We start from the raw sequence: 19,633 nt of genomic DNA on the forward strand, positions 1-19,633 counted from the left end.
CCTGGTCGGCTCCTGCGAGGCACAAAAAAACCCTCCGGACAAGGAGGGTGGCCGCGACTGTCGGGGGGATCAGCGCGGCTGGCCAAGGAGGAGGGTGGCACGCACGCGCTCATCCTACCCCCCGCAGGTGGCACAATCCGCTCGTGGCTGGAGTGACGGACCTGCAGGCGTACCTGGTCGGCCTGGTGGTCATCGTGCTGCTGCCGGGGCCGAACTCGCTCTACGTGCTCTCGGTCTCGGCACGGCGGGGCGTGCGCGCCGGCTACGCCGCGGCCTGCGGGGTCTTCCTGGGCGACGCGGTCCTCATGGTGCTCTCGGCGGCGGGCGTGGCCTCGGTGCTGCGCACCCACGACGCGCTCTTCTCCGTGGTCAAGCTGCTGGGCGCCGGCTACCTGGGGTGGATGGCGCTCGGCATGCTGCGGGCCGCCTGGGCCCTGTGGCGCCGGCGACGCGAGATCGACGACTCCGAGCTGGTCGACACCAGCGTCGCCGTCGAGCGGCCCTTCCGGCGCGCCCTGGTCGTCTCCCTCGTCAACCCCAAGGCGATCCTCTTCTTCGTCGCCTTCTTCGTGCAGTTCGTCGACCCGACCTACCCGCACCCGGCGCTGTCGTTCCTCGTGCTCGGCAGCCTGCTCGAGATCGCGAGCTTCCTCTACCTCAGCGCGCTGATCCTCAGCGGCGCGCGCCTCGCCTCCGCCGTACGCCGGCGGCGGGCGCTCTCGGCGGCCGGCACGTCGGCGATGGGGGCGGTCTTCCTCGGGTTCGCGGTCAAGCTGGCCACCGCGACGGCGCACTAGGCTCCCGCGGCGGCGTCCTCCGGCGGGACCGGCCGGACCGAGTCGAGGGTGCGGCGCAGCGCCGTCACCAGCGATCCCGCGGCGAAGAACTCCGCGTCCGACCCTGACCGGATGCGGCGCACCTCGGTCGCGAGCTCCTCGACCGCGTCCCGTGCCGTCCGCCACCCGTCGGGCGACGCGGCGTCGTCGGTGAGGTCGGCCAGCAGGCGGGCGGTGGCCCGCAGCGCCCGCGCCGCCACGGGCCGGAGCCCGGGGCCCAGGGCGACCTGGTCGTGCGCCAGGTCGGACTGCTCGGTGCGGGCGAGGAGGCGGTAGACGTCCTCGGTGAGGAACGCGAGCTGTTCCAGGGCTCGCGCGTGGCGGTCCTGCCGCCCCGCGGTCTCCTGCCAGCGGGAGGCGCGCCAGTTCACCTGCCGGGCCTCGCGCACCTGCTCGAGGACCCGCTGCATCTCGTGGGAGTGGCGCTGGACGGGCCAGCCGCGCTCGGCCCAGTCGGCGGCCGAGGGCAACGGGTCGGCCTCCAGCCCGTCGGCGAGGTCGACGAGCTGGTCGACGAGCATCCCGCGCAGCCGGTCCAGGGAGCGCTGGGCTCCGGCGAGCGGCAGCGCCGGCCACATGGTGTCCACGAGGAGCCCGACGAGGGCGCCCAGCGCGACCAGGCCGAGGTAGGCGCCCGCGAAGGTCCAGGGGTCGTCGTGGCCGATGACCAGGATGAAGAGCCCCGAGATGGGGATCCAGCTCGTGCTGGGGCCCAGCCGGTCCGAGCCCGCGAGCCAGGCCCCGACGAGGACGACCACGGCGAGCGCGGCGACCTCGGGCCCGGGCAGCAGCAGCGCGAGGACGGCAGGCACGGCCCCGAGCGCGATGGCGCCCACGTTGCTGAGGGTGGTGCGCAGCGAGCCCGAGAAGGTGCCGGTGATGGAGGCGACGGCGCCCAGCGGGGCGTAGTAGGGGTACTCGTCGGCGACGCCTCCCCAGGGCACCACCAGCAGCCAGGCCAGGGCGGCCGCCACCGCCACCTTGACCGCGTGGACCGTCCGGTCCGCGGTCAGGAGCTCGCGCAGGGCGCCGTGCCGTCGCCGCACCTCAGCGGACGAAGCGGGGGGTCAGCGGCGGGTTCCACCACTCCCCGCGGTTGGCCTTGATCGCCCCCACCAGGTGCATGACGAAGGCGAAGACCAGCGCCAGGCCGTAGGTGAGGAAGCCGACGAGCAGCAGCATCAGCGGGAACGAGACCAGCAGCACGATCCCCGTGACGATCTGCACGTTCAACGAGTTGGCCGCGTGGGCGCGGACGAAGGGTCCGCGGTCCTTGTACATCACGTAGATGACCAGGGAGCCGACGAAGCCCAGCAGGCCCGCCGAGAGCACCATGGCCACGAGCGGCACGGCGTGCGCGCCGGCCCCCCAGGTGCGCTCCTGCGCTGGCGAGATCGGCGTCCGCGGGGCGGCGTAGGGGTCGTTCATCGGGTGCTCCTTCCCGGGCGGTCGGCGACCGCCCACACCCCACTCAACCATCGGAGGGGGCGTGGTCGTTCCCCGGCCGGGGTGGTCCCGGGGGAAACCCCGAGGCGGTTCCGGGTCGGCCCGGGTGCTGGGACGTCCGGCCACCCGGACTGGCGTTCCGGACGGAGTTCTGGTCGGGTGTGGGCTGTGACCGCCGACACACCCCGCCCTCCCGCAGGTTCCGCCCGGCCGACGAGCGGGGGCTCGCTGCCCCGTCGTCACTTCGTCGGGTACGTCGTGGCGGCGCCGACGCTCGTGGCCGCGGCCGAGCTGGGGCTCGTGGGCCGACCGGCGCAGGCCAGCACGGCGACGTCCGGGATCCCCTCCGCCGAGATCACCGAGATCCTCGACCTCAACGACCTGATGACCGTCGCGGCCCTGCCGACCTCGGGCCTGGTCACGGTCGAGGTGCACGCCGACGGCACCGTCTCCTTCGCGCTGCCGCGCGCCGAGGTCGGGCAGGGCATCACCACCTCCTCGGCCATGCTGATCGCCGAGGAGCTCGGGGTCCCGCTCGACCGGGTCCGGGTCGGCCTGGCCGACGCCCGGCCCGAGCTGGTCTTCAACCAGCTCACGGGCGCCTCCAACACGACGATCTCCACCTACACCCCCATCCGGGTCGCCGCCGCGGTGGCGCGCTCGCGGCTGCTGCGGGCCGGTGCGGTGGAGCTCGGGGTCGACGTCGGGCGGCTCCGCCTCGTCGACGGGGTCGTCACGGGAGGCGGACTCAGCATCGGGATCGGCGCGCTCGCGGAGCGGGCCGCCAGCCTGGAGGTCCTGCGCGTCGGGGTCACCCTCAAGGACGACGCCGAGTTCACCGTGATCGGCACGCCACGCAACCGCGTGGACGCCCTGGCCGCCGTCACGGGGCGCAAGCAGTTCGCGATGGACCTGCAGGTCCCCGACGCGTGGCCGACGATGATCTGCCGGGCGCCCACCATCAACGGCAAGGTGCGCGCGGTGGGCAACCTCGACGCGGTCCGCGCGATGCCGGGCGTCTCCGACGTCGGGGTGGTCTCCACGGGGGTGGCCGTGCGGGCCCGGACCTTCGGCCAGTGCATCGACGCCGTGCGGGCCCTGGAGGTCTCGTGGAAGGCGGGGACCGTGGAGGGCAGGTCCGACGACGACGTGCTCGAGGAGCTGCGACGGGCCGAGGCTCCCATGGGGCTGAAGCCGCTCGTCCCCCACGTGGACGCCACCTTCACCTTCCGCTTCCGCAGCAACAGCGCGCTGGAGACCAACTGCGCGGTCGCCGACGTCCGCCCCGACCGCGCCGAGGTCTGGTCCTCCCTCAAGTCCCCGATCGTGGCCAAGAAGGCGATCGCCGCCCGGCTGGGCCTCTCCCCCGGCGCGGTGACCGTGCACGTCACGGAGGGCGGCGGCTCCTTCGGCCGCAAGCTCTTCTTCGACGCCGCCCTCGAGGCCGCGGAGGCGTCGAAGCTCTTCGGCAAGCCGGTGCGCCTCATGTGGCACCGCGCCGACGACTCCCGGCAGGGCCGCACCCACCCGATGGCGCGCTCCCGGGTCCGGGCCACCCACCTCGCGGGCAGCGTGCTCAGCTTCCGCCAGCTGCACACCAGCGTCACCACCGACCTCGGACACGGGCTCGGCGAGGTGATCACGGCGATGGCGGCGAGCCTGCCGGTCGGGGACGTGGCCTTCTCCCAGACGTTCTTCCAGCTCTCCCAGAACATGCCCTACGACTTCGGCGCCAGCACCCGCCAGCTGCGCGAGACCGGCCGGGGCTTCAACACCGGCAGCATGCGCAACGTCTACTCCCCCGACATGACGTGCGCCCGCGAGCTCGTGGTCGACCAGCTGGCCAGGCGAATGGGGAAGGACTCCTACCAGTTCCGCCGCGCGTTCCTGCGCGACGCCCGGGCCCGCGCCGTCCTCGACAAGGTGGCCGAGGTCGGCGGCTGGGGCCGGAAGCTGCCCGACGGGGTCGCCCAGGGGATCGCCTTCCACGGCGAGTACCACTCGATGAACGCCGTCCTCGTCGAGCTCGACACCCGCCCCGAGACCACGCAGCGACGGATCCGCGACGGGGTGGCCGGCCCGAGGGTGACGAAGGCGGTGGTGGCCGTGGACGTCGGCCGCGTCGTCAACCCGAAGGGGCTCGAGGCCCAGATGCTCGGCTGCCTCATGGACGGCATCGCGCTGACGCTCACCTCGAGCCTGCACCTGGTCGACGGGCACTTCCTCGAGGCCAGCTGGGACAACTACTTCTACACCCGGCAGTGGAACACCCCGCCCGAGGTCCAGGTCGTCGTGATGCCCTCGACCGGGTCGGAGCCGGGGGGCGCCGGGGAGCTGGGGGTCGCCGCCTCGATGGCCGCGGTCGCCTGCGCCTACGGGCGCGCGACCGGCACCATGCCGACCGACTTCCCGATCAACCACGACACCCTGTCCTTCGAGCCGAAGCCGGCCGTCCCGCCGGTCCCCGCCTCGCCCACCGACGGCCTGACCTGGGCCCAGTGAGGAGCACCCATGCCCCAGCACACCTTCCGGCTCAACGGTGAGCAGGTCACCGTCGAGGTCGAGGACGACGTCCGTCTGCTCTGGGTGCTCCGCGACCTGCTCGGCGTGACCGGGCCCAAGTACGGCTGCGGGATCAACGTCTGCAAGGCCTGCACGAGCCACCTCAACGGCAAGGCGGTGAACCCCTGCGCCATCCCGGTCGGCGCCGTCAGGCCCGACGACGAGGTGACCACGATCGAGGGCCTGCCCGACACCGTCGGGCGTGACCTGCACCCGATGCAGGAGGCCTGGCTCGAGCAGGACGTCGCGCAGTGCGGCTACTGCCAGCCGGGCCAGATCATGACGGCCGTCGCGCTGGTCCGGCGGGTGGCCGCCGAGGGCCGCGCCATCACCGACGCCGACCTCGACGGGATCCGCAACATCTGCCGGTGCGGCACCTACCCGCGGATCCGCGAGGCGATCCGTGCGGGGGCCGCCCGCATGTGAGCCGACGCCGCCCAGGCGCTAGATCCGGGACAGGATCGTCCCGGTGATCCGCTCGAGCGCGGCCACGTCCTCGGCGGACAGGCCGCCGAAGACCACCTCCTTGACCCAGTGCGCGTGCGTGGGCGCCGCGGCCTCCAGGGCTGCCCGGCCGGCGTCGACGAGCACGACGAAGGCACCGCGGCCGTCCTCCGAGCACTCCTCGCGCGCGACCAGACCGCGTCGCTCCATCCGCGTCACGTGGTGCGAGAGCCGACTCCGCTCCCACTCCAGCGCCCTGGCCAGGTCGAGCACCCGGGCCCTGCTCCCCGCCGCTTCCGAGAGGTGCACGAGCACCTCGAAGTCCTGCAGCGACAGGCCCGACTCCGCCTGGAGCTGTCGGTGCAGCGCGGCCGGCAGCCGCGAGCCGAGGGCGAGCCAGCCCCGCCACGCGCGCTGCTGGGCGTCGGAGAGCCAGGGTGCGTCGGAGGTCATGCCCCCACGGTAGCGGAATAGTTGATGCTTCACCTATGTTGGGACCAGTGCCAGCGACCGCTCCCCGGCGGTCCCGCCCACCCAAGCCCCGGAGGCCACCATGCAGATCGGCATCTTCACCGTCGGTGACGTCACCACCGACCCCACCAGCGGACGCACGCCGACCGAGCAGGAGCGGATCCGGGCCACGGTCGAGATCGCGAAGAAGGCCGAGGAGGTCGGCCTCGACGTCTTCGCCACCGGCGAGCACCACAACCCGCCCTTCATCTCGTCGGCCCCCACCACGACGCTGGCGTGGATCGGCGCCCAGACGGAGCGGATCCTCCTCTCCACCGCCACCACCCTGATCACCACGACCGACCCGGTGCTGATCGCGGAGAACTACGCCAAGCTCCAGCACCTCTCCGGCGGCCGCGTCGACCTCATGATGGGCCGCGGCAACACCGGCCCCGTCTACCCGTGGTTCGGCAAGGACATCCGCCAGGGGATCAACCTGGCGATCGAGAACTACGCGCTGCTGCACCGGCTCTGGCGCGAGGACGTCGTGAGCTGGCAGGGACGCTTCCGCACCCCGCTGCAGGGCTACACCTCGACGCCGCGGCCGCTCGACGGCGTCCCGCCCTTCGTCTGGCACGGCTCGATCCGCTCCCCCGAGATCGCCGAGCAGGCCGCCTTCTACGGCGACGGCTTCTTCCACAACCACATCTTCTGGCCCGCCTCGCACACCGAGCAGATGGTCCGCCTCTACCGGCAGCGGTGGGAGCACCACGGCCACGGCCCGGCCGACACCGCGATCGTCGGCCTCGGCGGCCAGTTCTTCATGCGCAAGAACAGCCAGGACGCGTGGAACGAGTTCCGGCCCTACTTCGACAACGCCCCGGTCTACGGCCACGGCCCCTCGCTGGAGGACTTCACCGAGGCCACACCGCTGACCGTCGGCTCGCCGCAGCAGGTGCTGGAGCGGACGCTGGGCTTCCGCGACTACGTGGGCGACTACCAGCGCCAGCTCTTCCTCATCGACCACGCCGGGTTGCCGCTCAAGACGGTCCTGGAGCAGCTGGACCTGCTCGGCGAGATCCTCCCCGAGCTCCGCAAGGGGTTCGCGGAGGGCCGCCCCGCCCACGTCCCCGACGCGCCGACGCACGCCTCGATGGTGGCCGCCGCCGGCGGTGCCAAGGACTCGACGGTGTACGCCGCGGCAGACGCCGCCACCGGCCACCGCGCCGAGGACGCCGCCCAGCCGCAGCACGAGGAGGTGCGCGCATGACGTCGCTCGTCGTGGTCTCCGCAGGTCTCTCGACCCCGTCGTCGACCCGGCTGCTCGCCGACAGCCTGGCCGCCGCCACCGCCGAGGCGCTGGAGGAGGTCGCGGTCACGGTGGTGGAGCTCCGCGACCTCGCCCACCAGCTCACCGACCACCTGCTCACCGGCTTCCCCGGCCCCGAGCTGTCGCGCGCCGTCGACGCCGTACGCCGGGCCGACGGCCTCGTCGCGGTGACCCCCGTCTTCTCGGCCTCCTACTCCGGCCTCTTCAAGACCTTCTTCGACGTGCTGGAGCCGGGCCTCCTCGACGGCAAGCCCGTCCTGGTGGGCGCGACCGCCGGGACGGCACGGCACTCGCTCGTGCTGGACCACGCCCTGCGCCCGCTCTTCTCCTACCTGCACGCGGTGGTCGTGCCGACCGGCGTCTTCGCCGCCACCGACGACTTCGGCGACGAGGGCCTGGACCGTCGGGTCGCGCGGGCAGCCGGTGAGCTCGCCGCCCTCATGGGCAAGGTCTCGGGCGTGGACGCGGCAGGACCGGCGCGCCGCACGGTCGAGGACGAGTTCGCCCACCCCACGCCGTTCGACGAGCTGCTGCGGCGGGCCAGCGGCTCCTGACCGCCGCTCAGGCCGTCCGAGGCCCGTCCCCCGACCCCGGGGGGCGGGCCTCGGCGGCCTCGCGGGGCCGGAACCCGGAGCAGAGCACCCGCAGGTAGGTGAGGCGGCCGCCCTCGACGCGGTGGTAGGCCTGCTGCTCGGCCGTGAACGAGCCCGAGGGGTTCACCAGCGCGAACCGGTAGGCGACCCGTCGCAGGCCCTCCACGTCGTCGCCGTGCTCCACGCGCAGCACGGCCTCCACCTCGTCCTTGTCCTCGAACCAGTGGTCGAGGAGGACCGACACCACCTCCGGCGCGGACGACGCCTCCCAGGCACGCCCCGGGGTCAGCCCCCGGAAGTCGACGTCGGGCGCGAGGAGCTCCAGGAGGCCGGCCCGGTCGTGCTCGGCGAGCGCGCGGACGAGGCGGTCGGCGACGGCGTGGTCCATCCCGGAAGTGTGGCGGCCGGCGGTGAAATGCGGAAGAGGCCGGGTGGTGACCCGGCCTCTTCCTCCTGCTTCGGTGGAGCTGAGGGGACTCGAACCCCTGACCCTCTGCATGCCATGCAGATGCGCTACCAGCTGCGCCACAGCCCCATCGTTTCCACCGCGGGCGGTGGCAACTCGCAGAATGTTAGCCAATGCCTCCCCGGATGCGAAATCGGGGGTCAGGCGTGTCGGTTCCAGGCCAGCAGGCGGCGGCCCGAGGCCGGGGCGTCCCCCTCGACCGCGGCCTGGAGAAGCGCCCAGTGGCAGTTGCCCAGGGGGGCGAACGACAGGCCCGCCCCGCGCGGCAGGCCGAGCCACTCGGCCACCGAGACGCGCAGCGCCGCACCGTGGGAGACCACGACGCCGAGCCCGCCCTCGGGGACCGCCCCCATGGCCTCGTCGAGCGCCGGGAGGGTCCGGGCCAGGAGCACCGGGACGGGCTCGCCGCCGGGCGCCGCGTCGTACTCCCCGACCCGGAAGCGGGCGAACTCCTCGGGATGGCGCGCGCGGTACTCCTCGTGGGACCAGCCGCTCCGTTCCCCCAGGTCGAACTCGCGCAGGCGCGGGTCGGGCTCGACCTCCAGCCCCGCGGCGGCCGCCACCACCTCGGCGGTGGCGCGGGCGCGGGAGAGGTCGGACGAACGGACGAACGACGGCGAGAACCCGGCGAGCACCTCGGCGACCGTCTTCGCCTGCGCCTCCCCCGTCGGGTCCAGGGGGACGTCGAGCTGGCCCTGGATCCGCTTCTCGGCGTTCCAGGCGGTACGGCCGTGGCGCAGCAGCAGGAGGCTGCGCGGCTCAGGCACCGTCGAGGTCGCCCAGGTCGATCGACGGGCAGTCGCGCCACAACCGCTCGAGGGCGTAGAACTGGCGCTCCTCCTCGTGCTGGACGTGGACGACGAGGTCGCCGTAGTCGAGCAGCACCCACCGGCCGTCGCGCTCGCCCTCGCGCCGGATCGGCTTCGCGCCGGCCTCGCGCAGCTTGTCCTCGACCTCGTCGACCACGGCGCGGACCTGCCGGTCGTTGCTGGCCGAGGCGATGAGGAAGACGTCGGTGATCGCCAGCTGCTCGCTGACGTCGAAGGCGACGACCTGGGTGGCGAGCTTGTCCGCGGCCGCCGCGGCGGCGGTGCGGGCCAGCTCGAGCGCGTGGTCGGTGGCGGTCACGAGGTCTCCTGGTGGGGCTGGGGGGTGTAGAGGTGGTGCTTGGCGATGTACTGCACGACCCCGTCGGGCACGAGGTACCAGACCGGCTCACCCCGCACGGTGCGCCGGCGGCAGTCGGTGGAGGAGATCGCCAGGGCGGGGATCTCCACCATCTCCACCCGGTCGGACGGGATCGCCGCCAGCGTCTTGGCGTCCATCTCGTAGCCGGGCCGCGTGCACCCGACGAAGCTGGCGAGCTCGAAGAGCTCCTCGGCGTCACGCCAGGTGAAGATGTCGGCGAGCGCGTCGGCGCCGGTGATGAAGTAGAGGTCGGTGTCGGGGAGCTCGCGGCGCAGGTCCCGGAGGGTGTCGATCGTGTACGTCGGGCCCTCGCGGTCGATGTCCACCCGCGAGACCCGGAACCGCGGGTTGGAGGCGGTGGCGATCACCGTCATGAGGTAGCGGTGCTCGGCCGGGGAGACGGCCCGCTCGGACTTCTGCCAGGGGTCGCCGGTGGGGACGAAGACGACCTCGTCGAGGTCGTGCCACGCCTGCACCTCGGAGGCAGCCACGAGGTGGCCGTGGTGGATGGGGTCGAAGGTCCCACCCATCACGCCGACCCGACGTGGGCCGCGCACGCTCAGCTGTGCTCGCGTCCCGCGCCGAAGGCGACCAGGGCGCCCAGCAGCCCGAGCAGGATCAGGAGGGTGATGACACCCACGGCCCAGGGGTTGACGCCCTCCCACGTGTGGGACTCGGCCGCGGCGAGGATGAGGTCGTTGTGCGCCATGCCGTCGATCCTAGCGGCAGCGGCGCGGGCCGCCCCGGGCGGGACCGTCAGCGGACGTGCCCGTCGCCCGTGACGACGTACTTGGTGGACGTCATCTCGGGCAGCCCCATCGGGCCGCGGGCGTGCAGCTTCTGGGTGCTGATCCCGATCTCGGCACCGAACCCGAACTCCCCGCCGTCGGTGAACCGGGTGGAGGCGTTGACCAGGACGGCCGCGGAGTCGACGGTGGCGACGAAGCGCCGGGCCGCGCGCTGGTCCTCGGTCACGATCGCGTCGCTGTGGCCGGTCGAGAAGCGACGGATGTGCTCCACCGCCTCGTCGAGGGACCCGACGACCCGGGCGGAGATGTCGAGCGAGAGGTACTCGGCGGCGTGGTCCTCGTCGGTGGCCGGCTCGACCCCGTCGAAGTCGGCGAACACCGGGTCGCCGTGGATGGTGACCCCGGCGGACTGCAGCGCCTCCACCACCCGGGGCAGGAACTCCCCGGCGACGTCCTCGTGGACCAGTAGCGACTCGGCCGCGTTGCAGACGCTGGTGCGGTGGGTCTTGGAGTTCAGGACGATCGCGAGGGCGCGGTCGAGGTCGGCGGCGGCGTCGACGTAGACGTGGCAGTTCCCGGTCCCGGTCTCGATCACGGGAACCGTCGACTCCTCCACCACCGAGCGGATCAGGCCTGCCCCGCCGCGCGGGATCAGCACGTCGACGAGCCCGCGCGCCCTCATCAGGACCTTGACGCTGTCGTGGCTCTCCCCCGGCACGAGCTGGACGGCGTCGGCGGGCAGGCCGGCCGAGGCGACCGCGTCCCGGAGCACCTCGACGACGGCGGCGTTGGAGGAGCGGGCGCTGGAGGAGCCGCGCAGCAGGACCGCGTTGCCCGACTTCAGGCAGATGCCCGCCGCGTCGGCGGTGACGTTGGGGCGCGCCTCGTAGACCATCCCCACCACGCCGAACGGCACCCGCACCTGGCGCAGCTCGAGGCCGTTGGCCAGCGTCGACCCGCGCACCACTTCGCCGACGGGGTCGGGGAGCCCGGCGACGTCGCGCAGGCCCTGGGCCATCGCGGCCAGGCGCGCGTCGTCGAGCGTCAGCCGGTCCACGATGTTGGCCGGGGTGCCCGTGGCGCGGGCCCGCTCGACGTCGGTCGCGTTGGCGGCCAGCACCTCCGCCGCACGGGCCCCGAGGGCGTCCGCCATCGCGTGCAGCGCGCGGTCCTTGGCCTCCCGGGTCGCCAGCGCCAGGGCGTGGCTCGCCTCGCGGGCGCGCAGCGCCACCGTCCGGAACTCGTGGGTGTCGGTCATGGCGCCAAGCCTAGGTGCGGCGGGATGATGACGGATGCGGGTCCCACCTTGGGGCCGGGACGGGGGACCACCATGAAGACCATCGCACGCGCGCGCAGGACCGGGCCGACCCGGAGCGCGGCCGGCGGACGGCGTCGCGCCGCCACGGCGGCCGGCCTGGCCGCGGCGGCCGCGACCCTGCTGGCCTCGGCACTGCCGGCGGCCGGCGCCGGCGCGGCCGGCGGCGACCCGGCCGGCGGCGACGCCGCGGGCCACTGGCCCGGACCGGTGGCGTCCGCCGACGCGGCGGCGCCTTTCACCCTGTGGGCGCCCCGCCTCCTGGAGGCGACCGCCGAGGGCCCCCGCCACCGGGTCTGGGTCGACTGGGGCGTGCGGGCGGTGGCCGGCTCGGCCCCGCTCGAGGTCCGGACCCGCCGGACGGACTGGGACGAGCCGATCACCGGGACCTGGACCGCCGGCGACCTCTCGGGCACGGTCCCGCCGGGCCTGCAGCGGACCTTCCAGGGGCTCACCCACTTCCTGCGGGTGGAGATCCGCGACCGCCGGGGCCGCCTCGTGCAGACCCGGCGGATGGACGCCTGCTTCGGCAACGGGGCCGAGCGGGCCCGGCCCGACGCCCCGGCCACCTCGCCCTACCCGTTCGGCTGCCCGTGGAACCCGTTCACGGTCGGCTCCGTGCAGGGCGTCCAGGCGGGGTGGGCCGCCCAGCTCGCCTTCGACACCAAGCCGCTGCGGCTGGCCCCCGGACGCTACGACGTGCGGATCGGCGTCAACCCGCGCTGGGCCGACGCCTTCGGCCTGCCCCAGGAGTCCCGGCGCCTCGCCTCGGTGCTGCGCGTCCAGCGGTCGGACCACGAGCACCCGTCCGGGGCACAGCACGAGCACGACGCCCCGACGGCACGGCCTGCCACCCCGTCCGCACCCCCCGCTCCCCCGGCGGCCGCGCCGCCGGCGACCGACGCCGCGGGGAGCGCCGCCGGCCCGCGGCCCGACCTGCGCTCGCTCCCGGCGCACGGCATCGAGCTGAACGGCCGCAGCACCCACCTGCGCTTCTCGGCGACGGTCTGGAACGCCGGGGACTCCCCGCTCGTGGTCGACGGCTTTCGCCGCGGCCAGCAGGACGTGATGGACGCCTACCAGTACTTCTTCGACGCCGAGGGCGAGCAGGTGGGCCACCAGCTGGTGGGCGAGATGAGGTTCCACCGCGCCAACCACCAGCACTGGCACTTCCAGGACTTCGCCCGCTACCGGCTGCTGCACGCCGACCGCTCGGTCGCGGCCACCTCCGGCAAGGTCTCCTTCTGCCTGGCCAACACCGACGCGATCGACTACACCGTGCCGGGAGCGGACTGGAAGCCCGAGGGCACCGACCTCTCCACCGCCTGCGGCACCCCCGGCTCGCTCGCGGTCCGGGAGGTGCTGGCCTCCGGCTCCGGCGACACCTACGCCCAGTACCGCGCCGGTCAGGCGTTCAAGGTCGAGGGGCTGCCCAACGGCTGGTACTGGATCTCCGTCGAGGCGAACCCGTCCGGGAACCTCGTCGAGCACGACACGACCGACAACGTGAGCCTGCGCCGGATCCACCTCGGCGGCCGGCCGGGCGCGCGCATCGTGAAGGTGCCGCCCGTGGGCCTGGTCGACGAGACGATGCCCCACGGCTTCGGCGGGTGAGCACCGGGTGAGGTCGGGGACGGCGCCGCGCGTGCTGCTGCTCGGGGACAGCCACCTGGCCCGGCTCGGCCCCCGGGTGCCGGCCCTCGGGGCGGGCGTGGTCAACCGGGCGCGCGGCGGGGCCTCCTCCCGCGACCTCGCGGGCCAGGTCGCCGCGGCGCGGGCCGACGCGGTGGGGGGCCGGTACGACGCCGCCGTGGTCTCGGTGGGGACCAACGACGCGGCCCCCTGGAAGCAGGTGCCGCTCGAGGAGTGCGCGAGCCTCCTCGCCGCGGCGGTCGCGGACCTGCCCTGCCCGGTCGTCCTGCTGGCACCCCCGGGCGTGGACGAGGCCCGGCTGACCCGGGAGCGGGACCGGACCGAGGCGGTCGTCGCGCACTACCGGGCTCGGCTCTCCCGCGTCGTGCTCGCCTCGGACGGCCGGGTGGTCGCCCCACCCGGCCTCCTCGCGCCGCTCGGCCCAGACGCCTTCCTGGCCGACGGCGTCCACCTCACCCCCGCGGCGTACGACGTGCTGCTGCCGGCCGTCGCCGCCGCCGTGTCGGCGCTACTCGGGCCCGTCCCCGTCAGCCCCAGTGGCGTCGCAGGACCGTCGTGACCCCGAACGGGTCTGCCCCGTGGTGGGCCGCCAGCACGCCCGCGCCCTCCGGGGAGCCCGTGTAGAGGAGCCGGTCGCCGCCGACCCAGTGGTCCCAGGCCCGGGCGAACTGCTGCGCCTTGCCGGCGTGGGTGCCGAGCGTCGTCGGGACGGCGTGCCACACGGTCTCCTCGGCGCGCAGCGACCGCAGCCGCAGCAGGGCGGACCTGCGGGTCACCGCGCGGCCGACCGGCGCGGCCCCGGGACGCACCACGTGCCTCGCCACGACGTAGCGAGGGGTGCCGAGCGGGGCCAGCACCTCGTCGAGCGCCTCCGCGAAGAGGGCGCCCTCCTCCGCGGTGGCCTCCGCGAGGCGGCAGCGGTGCTCTCCCCCGGGGTGCACCTCGACGACCACGTCGGCGGGCCCCTGCCGCACCTGACCCGTCGACCGCAGGGCCTGGGCGACCGCGCAGGCCACCCGGTGCACCGAGGGCACCGCCGCGTCCGCGAGCTGCCGGCGCGCCCAGGCGTCGAGCTCGCGGTGGCGCCGACGCCCCAGCACGCCCAGCGCCGCGGCACCGCCGAGGCCCAGCGCGCCCAGGCCGGTGGCGGCGAGCGTGGTGACCGGCCCGCCGGCCCCCTCCGCGAGGACGACCGGCACGCCCACCCCGCCGTGCAGGAGGCCGAGGACGCCCAGCGGGAGCAGCGGCGAGGGACGGGCCCCGGCTGCGGTGCTCCCGTCCGGTCCGGCCGCGGGGGCCGGCACCCGCCGCAGCTCGATCCCCTCGGGTGTCGGGACGAGCGTGGCGGGATCCGGCGCCGGCAGCCTGACGACGGCTGCGTCGGACGCCAGGGCCGCAGGCCCCGACGCGTCGGCGCCGAGCGCCGCAGCCGGAGCGGGGAGCACCCGCAGCGTCGGGACCACCTCGTCGCGGTACGGCGTCCCGACCCGCCAGCGCCGAGCCACCGCCTCCCGCTGCCCGGCCCGCTCCCGCATCCTGGCGTTGAGGTCGGCGAACGAGGCGACGGGCGGCGGCGCCCAGGCGGAGAACGTGGAGTCGAGGTGGCCCACGCCGTCGACCACGTCACCGTCCTCGTCGACCCCGTGGAAGCCCTCGTGCTTGCGGACGAGCCTGGCCCAGTCCCGGTCCCCGGTGGGGTGCTCCTCGGAGACGCAGATCACCGACCAGTTGACGGCCACCTTCTCCGGCCACGTCGGGTCGGTGCGCAGCGCCCGTCCGCGGGTCTGCACCACCGCCGTGAGGGTGGTGGCGGCGGTGAGGTCCACCAGACCGGTGACCCGCCGGGCGTCCCACCCCTCCCCGAGCAGGCCCCGGGTGCCCACGAGGACCTGGCACCCGCCCATCTCGAAGAAGGACGTCACGTGGACCACCCAGCCACGGCTGGACCAGCGCCCGCCGAGGGCGAAGAGGTCGGTGCCCTCCAGCGGCACGACCTCGAGGTCCGCGGCCAGGTCGGGCGAGGCCTCGGCGACGTGGTCGCGCAGCCGTTCGACGGTGCTCCGCTCCCCGGCGACCGTGGACCCCGTGACCAGGAGCGGCGCGAGGTCGCGGGTGGTCGGGTCGCCCACCAGGGCGGCCAGGGTGGCCACGGCGGAGCCGGACTGCTGGGGCAGCACCCCGTGCAGCCCCGTGGGCAGCGTGGCGGAGGCCCGCTCGTGGTCGCACAGCACCAGCATGCGCAGCCGCGACCCCAGCTCGGCCGCCTCGGTGGCCACGATCTCCACGGTGGCCGTGGTCTTGGCCTCGGAGCGGGCGAGCACCCGGTCGACGCCCGAGCGCCCGCGCCGGACCCCGTGGCGGGTCCACTGGTGGCCCACCGACGGCAGGGCCCGCCGCACCACCTCGAGCGCCTCGACGTCCCTCGGGTCGTCGCTGGGGGCGACCTGCTTGCCGAGCCAGTCCTGGAGCAGCAGCACCCAGTCCTCCACCGTCGGCGGTCGACGGTGCTCCTCCAGGAGCCGGGCCCCCGTGGGCAGCCGGACGAGGCCGGCGTGGTGCAGGCGGAGCACCGCGCGGGCCAGGTCGGGCTCGGACCGGGCCAGGGCGGCCCAGCTGAGCACCTCGGGGACCGGCACCACCGCCCGCAGGTCGATCCAGGAGAGGAAGGGCAGGGAGCCGAACGTCGGGTCCGTCAGGTGGGTGGTGAGCTCGGCGAACCTCAGCCCCTCCTCCCGCAGCCACTGCTCCTCGTGGACCGTCGGGGTGGTCAACCACACCAGCTCGGCGAACGGCGCCAGGTCCCCCTCGCGGACCACCGAGGGGACGCTCGCCGAGAAGACCGTCTCGCCGAAGAGGTCGCGCACCAGCGCGGCCTGCTCGCCGCGCAGCGCCTCGGGCGGGGTCGCCGTGAGGCCGAGGACCCGGGCCTCGGGCAGCAGCGCGAGCACCTCGCCCAGGAGCCGGCCCCACACCTCGAGCAGGTGGTGGCACTCGTCGAGGACCAGCAGCAGGCCGCGCTGGTCGGCCAGCTGCCCGACGAGGGCCTGCCCGTGTGGGTGGAGCCGGTCCAGGAGGGTCGGCGCGCCGTCCGGTCCCGCACCGGACGCGTCCTCCACGACGGAGGGGTCGTCGGTCACCTCGTCGTCGGCGTCGAAGACGGCGAGCGACTGGTAGGTCAGGGAGGAGAGGTCGCCCTCCAGCTCGCGGACGGCTCCGACCGCCAGCCCGTGCTCACGGGCGGCCCGCACCCACTGAGCCTGGATCGCCGTGTTGGGGCTGAGCACGACGACGTGGCTCACGTCCCCGGCGGCCAGGTGGGCGCTCGCGGTCTCCAGCCCCACCCGGGTCTTGCCGGCTCCGGGCGGGAGCACCACCCAGGCCCGCCGACGCCCCGACGACCACGCGTCCTCGAGCGCCGCCAGCGCCCGGCGCTGGTGGGTGCGCAGCGGGGGTGGCGGGGTCATGGGCAGACCGTAGTGGGACGGCTGGCCGGGACAGCACGACGCCCCGCCACCCGTGGGGGTGGCGGGGCGTCGAGGCCGGGCTGCGTCTCGCGACGCGGGCCTCAGCCCTTGCGCTTGTTGATCTCCTCGGTCGCGGCGGGGAGCACGGAGTGCAGGTCGCCCACGACGCCGAAGTCCACGAGCTCGAAGAGGGGGGCCTCCTCGTCCTTGTTGACCGCGACGATGGTCTTGGAGGTCTGCATGCCGGCGCGGTGCTGGATCGCACCGGAGATGCCGGCCGCCACGTAGAGCTGCGGCGAGACGGTCTTGCCGGTCTGGCCCACCTGGAAGGTGTGCGGCTTCCAGCCGGAGTCGACGGCGGCGCGCGAGGCGCCGACGGCGGCACCGAGCGAGTCGGCGAAGTTCTCCACCGGCTCGAAGTTGCCACCGGTGCCACGGCCGCCCGAGACGACGATCGCGGCCTCGGTCAGCTCGGGACGTCCGGTCGCCTGCCGCGGCTGCGAGGCCACGATCTGCGCCGTCTTCGCGGCGTCGGAGACGGTCGCGGCGAACTCCTCGACGGCGCCGGCGCCGGCCTTCTCCTCGGGCGCGGCCGAGTTGGGCTTCACCGTGATGATCGGGGTGCCCTTGGTGACCTTGGCCGTCACCGTGTAGTTGCCGGCGAAGACCGACTGGGTCGTGACCGGGCCCTCCTGGACGTCGACGGCGTCGGTGATGAGGCCGGACTGGATCTTGATCGCCAGGCGGGCCGCCACCTCCTTGCCCTCGACCGTGGAGGGGATGAGCACCGCGGCAGGCGAGGTCTTCTCGACCAGCTGCTGCAGGGCCTCGGCCTTGGGGGCCACCAGGTAGCCCTTGATCTGCGCGTCGTCGACGACGTAGACCTTCTCCGCGCCGTACTTCTTGACGGCCTCGGCGACCTCGGCCGCCTTGTCGGCGCCGCCGATGAAGACGGCGGAGGGCTCACCGAGGCGCGCGGCGATGGTCAGCAGCTCGTACGTCGGCTTCTTGACCGCACCGTCGACGTGGTCGACGACAACGAGAACTTCAGACATGGCTCAGACGCTCCTCAGATGAACTTCTTCGAGGCGAGGAAGTCGGCGAGCGCCTTGGCGCCGGAGCCGTCCTCGTCCTTGACGATCTCGCCGGCGGTGCGCGGCGGGCGGGCGGTGGTCTCCTCGACGGCGGTCCAGGCGGCCTCGAGGCCGACCTCGGAGGCGTCGACGCCGAGGTCGCTCAGCGACAGGGTCTCGAGCGGCTTCTTCTTGGCCGCCATGATGCCCTTGAACGACGGGTAGCGCGCCTCGCCGGACTGGTCGGTCACGGAGAGCACGAGCGGCATGGTGCCGCCGATGACCTCGGTCGCCGAGTCGCCGTCGCGCTTGATCCGGACCTGGTCGCCCTGGGTCTCCACGACGGAGGCCTGGGTCACCTGCGGCAGGCCGAGGCGCTCGGCGAGCATCGCCGGGACGACGCTCATGGCACCGTCGGTGGAGGCCATGCCGCACATGACGAGGTCGGCGGGGCCGATCTTCTCGACGGCCTTCGCGAGCACCAGCGAGGTGGCGACGGCGTCGGAGCCGGCAATGGCGTCGTCGACGACGTGGACGCCCTTGTCGGCACCCATCTGCAGCGCCTTGCGAACGGCGTCGACGGCCTTGTCGGGGCCGACGCAGAGCGCGGTCACCTCGACGCCGTCGCCGGCCTTCTCCTTGATCTGGAGCGCCTGCTCCACGGCGTACTCGTCGAGCTCGGACAGCAGGCCGTCGACACCGACCCGGTCGACGGTCTTGTCGGACTCGAACTGGCGGTCGGCAGTTGCGTCGGGGACGTACTTCACACAGACAACAATGTTCATGGTGTGTGGCCCGGGGGCCCCTCCTGTGCACTCGAATGTGATCGCGAGGTTACAACTGCGAGACCCCACCGTGGAACTCGGTCCACGGTGGGGTCTCTCACACCGCCCCGGCAGGGCGACGTCGGACTGTCAGGTGACGGTCAGGTCAGCACCTGAAGATCTTGCAGGCCAGCTTCTTGAAGGCCGCGAAGAGCCCGGCGAACAGGTCGCCGATCGGGTTGGGCGTCGGGGTCGCGGTCGGGGACGCCGTCGGCGTGGGGGTGACCGTCGGGGTCGGCGTGACCGTCGGGGTCGGGGTGACCGTCGGGGTCGGCGTGACCGTCGGCGTGGGGGTGACCGTCGGGGTCGGCGTGACCGTCGGCGTGGGGGTGACCGTCGGGGTGGGCTCCGCCGTCGGGGTCGGCTGCGGGGTCACGGTGCCCTGGTAGGACGCGGTGCCGCTGCTGGCGGCGTAGCCCTGGGCGTTGGCCGGCTTGAAGCTCGCCGTCACCGTGTAGGCGCCCACCGGGAGCTCGGGCAGGGTGGCGGTGGCCTTGCCGCCCGAGACGGTGCCACTGATGGTCTGGCCGTTCACTGCGAAGTCGACGGAGCCGGCGGGGGTGCCACCGTTGGAGCCGATCGTGGCGGTGGCGGTGCGGCCCGACACGGCCAGCGCGGTGGTCGTGGTGGCCTGGACGACCTTGATCGTGTCAATGGTGAGGTCCTGGCCGGCCTGGGGAAGGCAACGCGTGGCGGAACCGCTGCCGATGGTCGTGCCACCGGACGCGTTGCGGTAGACGAGCGTCGAGGTGTACTCGACCATCTTGTAGACGTTGTCGCCCAGCGTGGTGGCGGAGAAGTCGGCGCCCTGACCGGCAGCGTTGACCACGAGGTCGGTGCCCTGTGCGCCGACCGGGGTCACGGGCACGGTGATGTTGGTGGTCAGCGGGGCGCCGTTGAGCGTCGACTGGCTGACCGACGAACCCTCGACCGTGACGGCGCCGAAGCCGCGCAGCGTGTCGACGGTGGCGGAGGGCACCGTCACCCGAGAGGTCACCTTGACGGGCAGGACCTTGCCGAAGGGCACCGTGTCGGGCAGGTCGGTGTCGCTCACGTTGGTAAAGACCCGGTTGCCGAGGACGGTGCCGCAGTCGAACTTCAGCGCGACGCTCTCCGCGTGGGCGGTGGGTGCAAGGGCGGCCAGGCCGGCGGCCGTCAGGGCCGTGGTGACGAGCAGCGCCATGGGGCGCCGGATGGAACTGTTCCGCATGTGGTTTCCCTCCCAGTGAATGCGGCTACG

Annotated in this window: 20 protein-coding genes and 1 tRNA gene; 7 read left to right on the forward strand and 14 right to left on the reverse strand. The window is 74.0% G+C overall.

From position 1 onward, the window contains the following. Positions 1–143 precede the first annotated feature (143 nt). A complete protein-coding gene (gene leuE / locus DNK53_RS11685) occupies positions 144–797 on the forward strand; it encodes a leucine efflux protein LeuE (protein WP_110182527.1) in 654 nt (217 codons plus the stop codon). Here the strand turns inward: leuE and DNK53_RS11690 are convergent. Both DNK53_RS11690 and DNK53_RS11695 read right to left on the reverse strand, forming a co-directional pair. After that, positions 794–1,882, reverse strand: coding sequence for an FUSC family protein (locus DNK53_RS11690; RefSeq protein WP_110182528.1), 1,089 nt, complete (start codon positions 1,880–1,882; stop codon positions 794–796). The two genes, leuE and DNK53_RS11690, sit on opposite strands and share 4 nt — an antisense overlap. Before the next feature lies 1 nt (position 1,883). Further along, entirely contained in the window at positions 1,884–2,264 is a 381-nt protein-coding gene (locus tag DNK53_RS11695) for a DUF4870 domain-containing protein (protein WP_204163896.1), read from the reverse strand. A gap of 276 nt (positions 2,265–2,540) precedes the next feature. Here DNK53_RS11695 and DNK53_RS11700 point away from each other — a divergent pair, with 276 nt between their 5' ends. Further along, a complete protein-coding gene (locus tag DNK53_RS11700) occupies positions 2,541–4,784 on the forward strand; it encodes a molybdopterin cofactor-binding domain-containing protein (RefSeq protein ID WP_239456505.1) in 2,244 nt (747 codons plus the stop codon). A gap of 9 nt (positions 4,785–4,793) precedes the next feature. Continuing rightward, positions 4,794–5,270 carry a (2Fe-2S)-binding protein gene (locus tag DNK53_RS11705; protein WP_110182531.1) on the forward strand — a complete coding sequence of 159 codons (477 nt, stop codon included), beginning with the start codon at positions 4,794–4,796 and terminating at the stop codon, positions 5,268–5,270. A gap of 18 nt (positions 5,271–5,288) precedes the next feature. Here the strand turns inward: DNK53_RS11705 and DNK53_RS11710 are convergent, their stop codons facing one another. Further along, positions 5,289–5,741, reverse strand: coding sequence for a MarR family winged helix-turn-helix transcriptional regulator (locus tag DNK53_RS11710; protein WP_110182532.1), 453 nt, complete (start codon positions 5,739–5,741; stop codon positions 5,289–5,291). A gap of 100 nt (positions 5,742–5,841) precedes the next feature. On the opposite strand from DNK53_RS11710, the gene DNK53_RS11715 reads away from it, so the two are divergent. Both DNK53_RS11715 and DNK53_RS11720 read left to right on the forward strand, forming a co-directional pair. After that, positions 5,842–7,008 (forward strand): LLM class flavin-dependent oxidoreductase, encoded by a 1,167-nt coding sequence (locus DNK53_RS11715; RefSeq protein WP_110182533.1) that lies wholly within the window; start codon positions 5,842–5,844, stop codon positions 7,006–7,008. Next, entirely contained in the window at positions 7,005–7,622 is a 618-nt protein-coding gene (locus DNK53_RS11720) for an FMN reductase (RefSeq protein ID WP_110182534.1), read from the forward strand. Before DNK53_RS11715 ends, DNK53_RS11720 begins: the two co-directional genes overlap by 4 nt. Before the next feature lie 7 nt (positions 7,623–7,629). Here the strand turns inward: DNK53_RS11720 and DNK53_RS11725 are convergent, their stop codons facing one another. From DNK53_RS11725 to DNK53_RS11750, 7 genes are all read right to left on the reverse strand, one after another. After that, complete coding sequence (locus DNK53_RS11725; RefSeq protein WP_110182535.1) at positions 7,630–8,049, reverse strand: hypothetical protein; 420 nt, start codon at positions 8,047–8,049, stop codon at positions 7,630–7,632. Positions 8,050–8,123: 74 nt separating this feature from the next. Then, a tRNA-Ala gene (locus DNK53_RS11730) sits at positions 8,124–8,196 on the reverse strand. Between the two features lie 71 nt (positions 8,197–8,267). Further along, on the reverse strand, positions 8,268–8,894 hold the full coding sequence (locus DNK53_RS11735; RefSeq protein ID WP_110182536.1) for a histidine phosphatase family protein: 627 nt from the start codon (positions 8,892–8,894) through the stop codon (positions 8,268–8,270). Next, a complete protein-coding gene (gene rsfS, locus DNK53_RS11740) occupies positions 8,887–9,255 on the reverse strand; it encodes a ribosome silencing factor (RefSeq protein ID WP_110182537.1) in 369 nt (122 codons plus the stop codon). Before rsfS ends, DNK53_RS11735 begins: the two co-directional genes overlap by 8 nt. Beyond that, positions 9,252–9,872, reverse strand: a complete 621-nt coding sequence (gene nadD / locus DNK53_RS11745) for a nicotinate-nucleotide adenylyltransferase (protein ID WP_275425754.1) — start codon at positions 9,870–9,872, stop codon at positions 9,252–9,254. The genes rsfS and nadD overlap by 4 nt, the downstream gene beginning before the upstream one ends. Before the next feature lie 2 nt (positions 9,873–9,874). Next, positions 9,875–10,024 carry a hypothetical protein gene (locus DNK53_RS17805; RefSeq protein WP_204163898.1) on the reverse strand — a complete coding sequence of 50 codons (150 nt, stop codon included), beginning with the start codon at positions 10,022–10,024 and terminating at the stop codon, positions 9,875–9,877. Between the two features lie 47 nt (positions 10,025–10,071). Continuing rightward, on the reverse strand, positions 10,072–11,322 hold the full coding sequence (locus tag DNK53_RS11750) for a glutamate-5-semialdehyde dehydrogenase (RefSeq protein ID WP_110182539.1): 1,251 nt from the start codon (positions 11,320–11,322) through the stop codon (positions 10,072–10,074). Positions 11,323–11,394: 72 nt separating this feature from the next. Between DNK53_RS11750 and DNK53_RS11755 the strand changes: the two genes are divergently transcribed. After that, positions 11,395–12,993, forward strand: coding sequence for a lysyl oxidase family protein (locus DNK53_RS11755; RefSeq protein WP_110182540.1), 1,599 nt, complete (start codon positions 11,395–11,397; stop codon positions 12,991–12,993). Between the two features lie 7 nt (positions 12,994–13,000). Then, on the forward strand, positions 13,001–13,591 hold the full coding sequence (locus DNK53_RS11760; protein ID WP_110182541.1) for an SGNH/GDSL hydrolase family protein: 591 nt from the start codon (positions 13,001–13,003) through the stop codon (positions 13,589–13,591). Here the strand turns inward: DNK53_RS11760 and DNK53_RS18385 are convergent. The 4 genes from DNK53_RS18385 to DNK53_RS17810 all read right to left on the reverse strand — a co-directional run bounded on the left by DNK53_RS18385 (position 13,560) and on the right by DNK53_RS17810 (position 19,603). Beyond that, a complete protein-coding gene (locus DNK53_RS18385) occupies positions 13,560–16,496 on the reverse strand; it encodes a DEAD/DEAH box helicase family protein (protein ID WP_110182542.1) in 2,937 nt (978 codons plus the stop codon). The two genes, DNK53_RS11760 and DNK53_RS18385, sit on opposite strands and share 32 nt — an antisense overlap. 101 nt (positions 16,497–16,597) lie before the next feature. Further along, on the reverse strand, positions 16,598–17,551 hold the full coding sequence (locus DNK53_RS11770) for an electron transfer flavoprotein subunit alpha/FixB family protein (RefSeq protein WP_110182543.1): 954 nt from the start codon (positions 17,549–17,551) through the stop codon (positions 16,598–16,600). A gap of 14 nt (positions 17,552–17,565) precedes the next feature. Continuing rightward, positions 17,566–18,336 carry an electron transfer flavoprotein subunit beta/FixA family protein gene (locus DNK53_RS11775; protein WP_239456506.1) on the reverse strand — a complete coding sequence of 257 codons (771 nt, stop codon included), beginning with the start codon at positions 18,334–18,336 and terminating at the stop codon, positions 17,566–17,568. Positions 18,337–18,499: 163 nt separating this feature from the next. After that, positions 18,500–19,603: an Ig-like domain-containing protein gene (locus DNK53_RS17810; protein ID WP_110182545.1), complete on the reverse strand. Its 1,104-nt coding sequence runs from the start codon at positions 19,601–19,603 to the stop codon at positions 18,500–18,502. Between the last annotated feature and the right edge of the window lie 30 nt (positions 19,604–19,633).

It is taken from the genome of Nocardioides solisilvae (assembly GCF_003194625.1).
In the GTDB taxonomy this organism is placed as follows: domain Bacteria; phylum Actinomycetota; class Actinomycetes; order Propionibacteriales; family Nocardioidaceae; genus Nocardioides; species Nocardioides solisilvae.

What these genes read in the sequence shown, in the direction of transcription:
- DNK53_RS11695 (WP_204163896.1), bottom strand. Translation starts at nt 2,264, where the DNA reads ATGAACGACCCCTACGCCGCCCCGCGGACGCCGATCTCGCCAGCGCAG.
- DNK53_RS11715 (WP_110182533.1), top strand. Translation starts at nt 5,842, where the DNA reads ATGCAGATCGGCATCTTCACCGTCGGTGACGTCACCACCGACCCCACC.
- DNK53_RS18385 (WP_110182542.1), bottom strand. Translation starts at nt 16,496, where the DNA reads ATGACCCCGCCACCCCCGCTGCGCACCCACCAGCGCCGGGCGCTGGCG.
- DNK53_RS11755 (WP_110182540.1), top strand. Translation starts at nt 11,395, where the DNA reads ATGAAGACCATCGCACGCGCGCGCAGGACCGGGCCGACCCGGAGCGCG.
- DNK53_RS17805 (WP_204163898.1), bottom strand. Translation starts at nt 10,024, where the DNA reads ATGGCGCACAACGACCTCATCCTCGCCGCGGCCGAGTCCCACACGTGG.
- DNK53_RS11710 (WP_110182532.1), bottom strand. Translation starts at nt 5,741, where the DNA reads ATGACCTCCGACGCACCCTGGCTCTCCGACGCCCAGCAGCGCGCGTGG.
- DNK53_RS11705 (WP_110182531.1), top strand. Translation starts at nt 4,794, where the DNA reads ATGCCCCAGCACACCTTCCGGCTCAACGGTGAGCAGGTCACCGTCGAG.
- DNK53_RS11770 (WP_110182543.1), bottom strand. Translation starts at nt 17,551, where the DNA reads ATGTCTGAAGTTCTCGTTGTCGTCGACCACGTCGACGGTGCGGTCAAG.
- DNK53_RS11750 (WP_110182539.1), bottom strand. Translation starts at nt 11,322, where the DNA reads ATGACCGACACCCACGAGTTCCGGACGGTGGCGCTGCGCGCCCGCGAG.
- DNK53_RS17810 (WP_110182545.1), bottom strand. Translation starts at nt 19,603, where the DNA reads ATGCGGAACAGTTCCATCCGGCGCCCCATGGCGCTGCTCGTCACCACG.
- DNK53_RS11720 (WP_110182534.1), top strand. Translation starts at nt 7,005, where the DNA reads ATGACGTCGCTCGTCGTGGTCTCCGCAGGTCTCTCGACCCCGTCGTCG.
- DNK53_RS11725 (WP_110182535.1), bottom strand. Translation starts at nt 8,049, where the DNA reads ATGGACCACGCCGTCGCCGACCGCCTCGTCCGCGCGCTCGCCGAGCAC.